5 protein-coding genes are annotated in these 3,502 nt (G+C 64.2%); 4 read left to right on the top strand and 1 reads right to left on the bottom strand.

The features are described from left to right. The 3 genes from EBS11_RS28060 to EBS11_RS28050 form a co-directional block, all read left to right on the top strand. The coding region (locus tag EBS11_RS28060; RefSeq protein WP_290608776.1) for a TPM domain-containing protein at positions 1 to 492 on the top strand (492 nt) is incomplete at its 5' end. A 72-nt stretch (positions 493 to 564) separates the two neighbouring features. After that, complete coding sequence (locus EBS11_RS28055) at positions 565 to 1,329, top strand: SDR family oxidoreductase (protein WP_290608774.1); 765 nt, start codon at positions 565 to 567, stop codon at positions 1,327 to 1,329. 547 nt (positions 1,330 to 1,876) lie between these two features. Continuing rightward, the gene (locus EBS11_RS28050; protein WP_290608772.1) at positions 1,877 to 2,302 is read left to right on the top strand and encodes a VanZ family protein; all 426 of its coding nucleotides are present in this window, start codon (positions 1,877 to 1,879) and stop codon (positions 2,300 to 2,302) included. Between the two features lie 18 nt (positions 2,303 to 2,320). On the opposite strand, the gene EBS11_RS28045 is transcribed toward EBS11_RS28050, so the two are convergent. Next, on the bottom strand, positions 2,321 to 2,608 hold the full coding sequence (locus EBS11_RS28045; protein ID WP_290608770.1) for a hypothetical protein: 288 nt from the start codon (positions 2,606 to 2,608) through the stop codon (positions 2,321 to 2,323). A gap of 220 nt (positions 2,609 to 2,828) precedes the next feature. On the opposite strand from EBS11_RS28045, the gene EBS11_RS28040 reads away from it, so the two are divergent. Beyond that, positions 2,829 to 3,308, top strand: a complete 480-nt coding sequence (locus EBS11_RS28040; RefSeq protein WP_290608768.1) for a hypothetical protein — start codon at positions 2,829 to 2,831, stop codon at positions 3,306 to 3,308. Positions 3,309 to 3,502: the final 194 nt, after the last annotated feature.

Genomic DNA, 3,502 nt, shown 5'->3' with positions numbered 1-3,502 from the left:
TGCGGACGCGCCTTGAAACATTTACGGGGCACGCCGGCCACGGCGCGCCAGGCCTTTCCCGAACGCACCCTGAAAGCCATCGAGGCGGCCATCGCCGACGGTGAAGCCATGCACCAGGCGGAAGTGCGCCTGATCGTCGAGGCGGCCCTGACGCCAGGCATGGCCTACCAGGGCGTGAGCAACCGCGAGCGGGCGCGCGAACTGTTCGCGCACTACGGCGTGTGGGATACGGAAGACAACGTTGGCTTGCTGATCTACATCAACCTGGCCGAGCACCAGGTCGACATCGTGGCCGACCGCCACGTGGGCCGGCGTGTCACGCCGGAGCAGTGGCAAGCCGTGTGCCGCACCATGACCCGGGGCTTCAAGGACGGCAACTACCATGACAGCACGCTCGATGCCTTGAAGCAGCTCAATACCTTGCTGCAAAGCCACTTCCCCGCCGACGGTCCGCGCGGCAACCAGCTGCCGAACGAACCCATCCTCCTCTGATCCCCGCGCAGGGATTAAAATCAGCCATTGCCGCGCACAATGGCTGCGCATCCCTGCCACCGAGGAGAACACATGAAACTAGTCAACAAGACCGCCATCGTCACGGGCGCCACGCAAGGCATCGGCCTGGCCTGCGCCAGCCGCCTGATCGCCGAGGGCGCGCAGGTGATGCTGGTCGACATCAAGGAAGAAGGCGCGCAGGCAGCCGCCGCGCTGGGTCCGCAGGCGCGCTTCTTTTGCGCCGACGTCAGCCAGAAGGCGGACGTGGACGCCATGCTGAAGGAAACCCTGGCCCACTTCGGCCACATCGACATTCTCGTCAACAATGCGGGCGTGACGCACGCGGCCGATTTCCTCGACGTGTGCGAAGACGATTTCGACCGCGTCATGCGCATCAACCTGAAATCCATGTTCCTGTGCGGCCAGGCCGTGGCGCGCGAAATGGTCAAGCGCAGCAGCGGCTGCATCATCAACATGTCCAGCGTGAATGCGGAACTGGCCATCCCGAACCAGGTGCCGTACGTGGTATCGAAAGGCGCCATCAACCAGCTGACCAAGGTCATGGCCCTGAACCTCGCGCCGCACGGCGTGCGCGTCAACGGCATCGGCCCCGGCACCATCCTGACGGAGCTGGCCAAGCAGGCGGTGCTGTCGAGCCCGCAAGCGCGCCACACCATCCTGTCGCGCACGCCGCTGGGCCGCTGCGGCGAACCGGAAGAAGTGGCCGGCATCGCCGCCTTCCTGGCCAGCGACGACGCCACCTACATGACGGGCCAGACCATCTATGTCGATGGCGGACGCATGGCCCTGAACTACACGGTGGCCGTGAAGGAATGAACGGCGCCCGCCCCAGTTATACCAAAAATCAATAATGGATATCTGAAAATACCATTAGACACATATCGTGCGTCGCAGCATAATGCACCTGTCTCCACTATTCTCCTCCAAGAAAATAGTTTTAAGCCCGCTTTCACCAGCGGGCTTTTTTTTTGCTGTCACTCCTGAAACATGGTCATTCTTGCCATGGCATTTCTTTTTTCCGCCTATTTGGCCTGTCGCAAGAAAATGTTGCGTCGTGTCATAGGCCGGTCATGTTCGCCCCCTATACTTGCTTCATCTGCTGTACAGGCAACCGATATGCCTGACTACGGACAGGTGTGCCGCCATGGCACACCACTCCCCTTTCATGACCGTGGCGCGCGCCGAAGGCAGGCGACATGGTGAGTACCGAGCAACTCTCAACTCTTGACCCTTTTCATTTGGGTTTTTGGCCCGCGCCCCCGCGGGCCTTTTTTTTGCCCGCGGGCCAGGCACTTGCGCAAAAACAGGGCCGTGCGCCACGCCCCATGCTATTGTTCTGCCTTTCCTTCCTCCGCCAAGCACCATGCCCGCGCCCCTGCTCCAGCTCTGTTTTGCCGACCAATACCAACGCCTGCGCTACCGCACGGCCATTGTCCTGTACCTGCTGGTGATCCTGATCGGCGACATCCCCGGCATGCGCGCCGACGTGGGCCAGTACGCGTCGGGCGGCGTGCTGCACTCGTTCGGCTACGGCGTGCTGGCCATGATCCTGTTCAGCGGCACGGGAGGCAGCATGCTGCGCCGCGCGCTGCTAGCCGTGCTGATGGTGGCGGCCATGGGCGCACTGGACGAATTCATCCAGAGTTTCCTGCCCTACCGCCACGGCGCCGTGAGCGACTGGCTGGTCGATATCACGGCGGCGGCCGTCGTCTCCCTGCTCATGATTGTCCTCTGGCCCCGGCTGTCGGCGGCCGCCTTGCGCGGGCGCGCCCCTTTGTCCGACGCCTGAGCGGGCGATGACCGGGCGTCAGGCCCGGTTCGCCTCGCCATCGGGCAGGTTGAGCGCCAACTGTTCCTGTCCGTGCACGCCATGCGCGGCAAGGCGCCGCATCAGGGCGCGCGTCTCGCGCCGGCTGCCGGCGCCCATGGCGCGCGCCACGTCGCGCTGCATCTCCAGCAACTGTTCCGACCGGGCCAGCCGCACCAGGCCATGCAGGGCCTGGGCCAGCACATGGCGCGCACGCGCATCGTGCGTGGCGCCACAGAGGGAAAACACCAGCTCATCGATCAGCTTTACGGTAGGGCCTGATGACATTTTGTCTCCTGGTTGAACAGCGAGGAAGCGTGCCCGCGCACGCTATGGGTGTCGCGATCACCATTTATACCAAGCACAACAGTTGAACGCTTGATCTAGCTCAATCGCCTACGACAGCCATCGAACATCTCCCCTGCGCCGCGCTCTTACATGCAGCAATCGCTGCGATCCGCGTCACTGCGGGTGCCGATCCCTGGAGTTCGACCATGAGGAGACCAAGATGAGATCGAAAAAAACCCTGCTGCTCACTGGCGTGGCCTGTGCCCTGCTGGCCGCCTGCCATGCCACGGACAGTCCCAGCCTGGCGCGCAGCAACAGCGGCGAAAGCTACGCCGCGCCGGCCGGCACGACGCCGCAAACCACCATGCCAGCGAGCAGCACGACCAATGCCACGGCCGGCACCACCACCGACACCATGAACGGCAGCGGCGATACGGGACCGGCGGGCCTCAATATCAGCTCGGCCACCGTGCAATCGATCGACACCGTGCCGCGCGGCATGGATCAAGCGGGCGGTGACATGCAGACGGGCACTTCCGGCACGGCCGGCAGCACCGCTGGCGCCAGCGGCAACATGATGTACCGCGTCACCCTGCGCCTGGACGATGGCACGACGCGCACCTTCGTGCAAAATACCCAGCCCGCCTTCCAGATCGGCGACCGGGTCAGCGTGCAGCGGGGCGTGATGCAGCGCTATTGACGCGTGCCGACCAGGCCACGGCCGTTGCTGCCGTTGCTGCCCTTGTGTCGGCCATGCAGCCGGACGGCGGGGGCCTGCCCGCGCGGCAGACACCGGCGCCAGGCCATCCATGGGACCCGGTCCCGGGACCAAGCCATGGAGTGACGTCTGTCCATGGGGCAGGCCATGAGGTCAAGCTGATCAAGCCGGAACCA

The sequence above is a fragment of the Janthinobacterium sp. genome (genome assembly GCF_009923995.1).
In the GTDB taxonomy this organism is placed as follows: domain Bacteria; phylum Pseudomonadota; class Gammaproteobacteria; order Burkholderiales; family Burkholderiaceae_D; genus Janthinobacterium.
The sequence above is the reverse complement of the archived record's forward strand: the minus strand, read 5'-3'. Positions and strand labels throughout refer to the sequence as shown.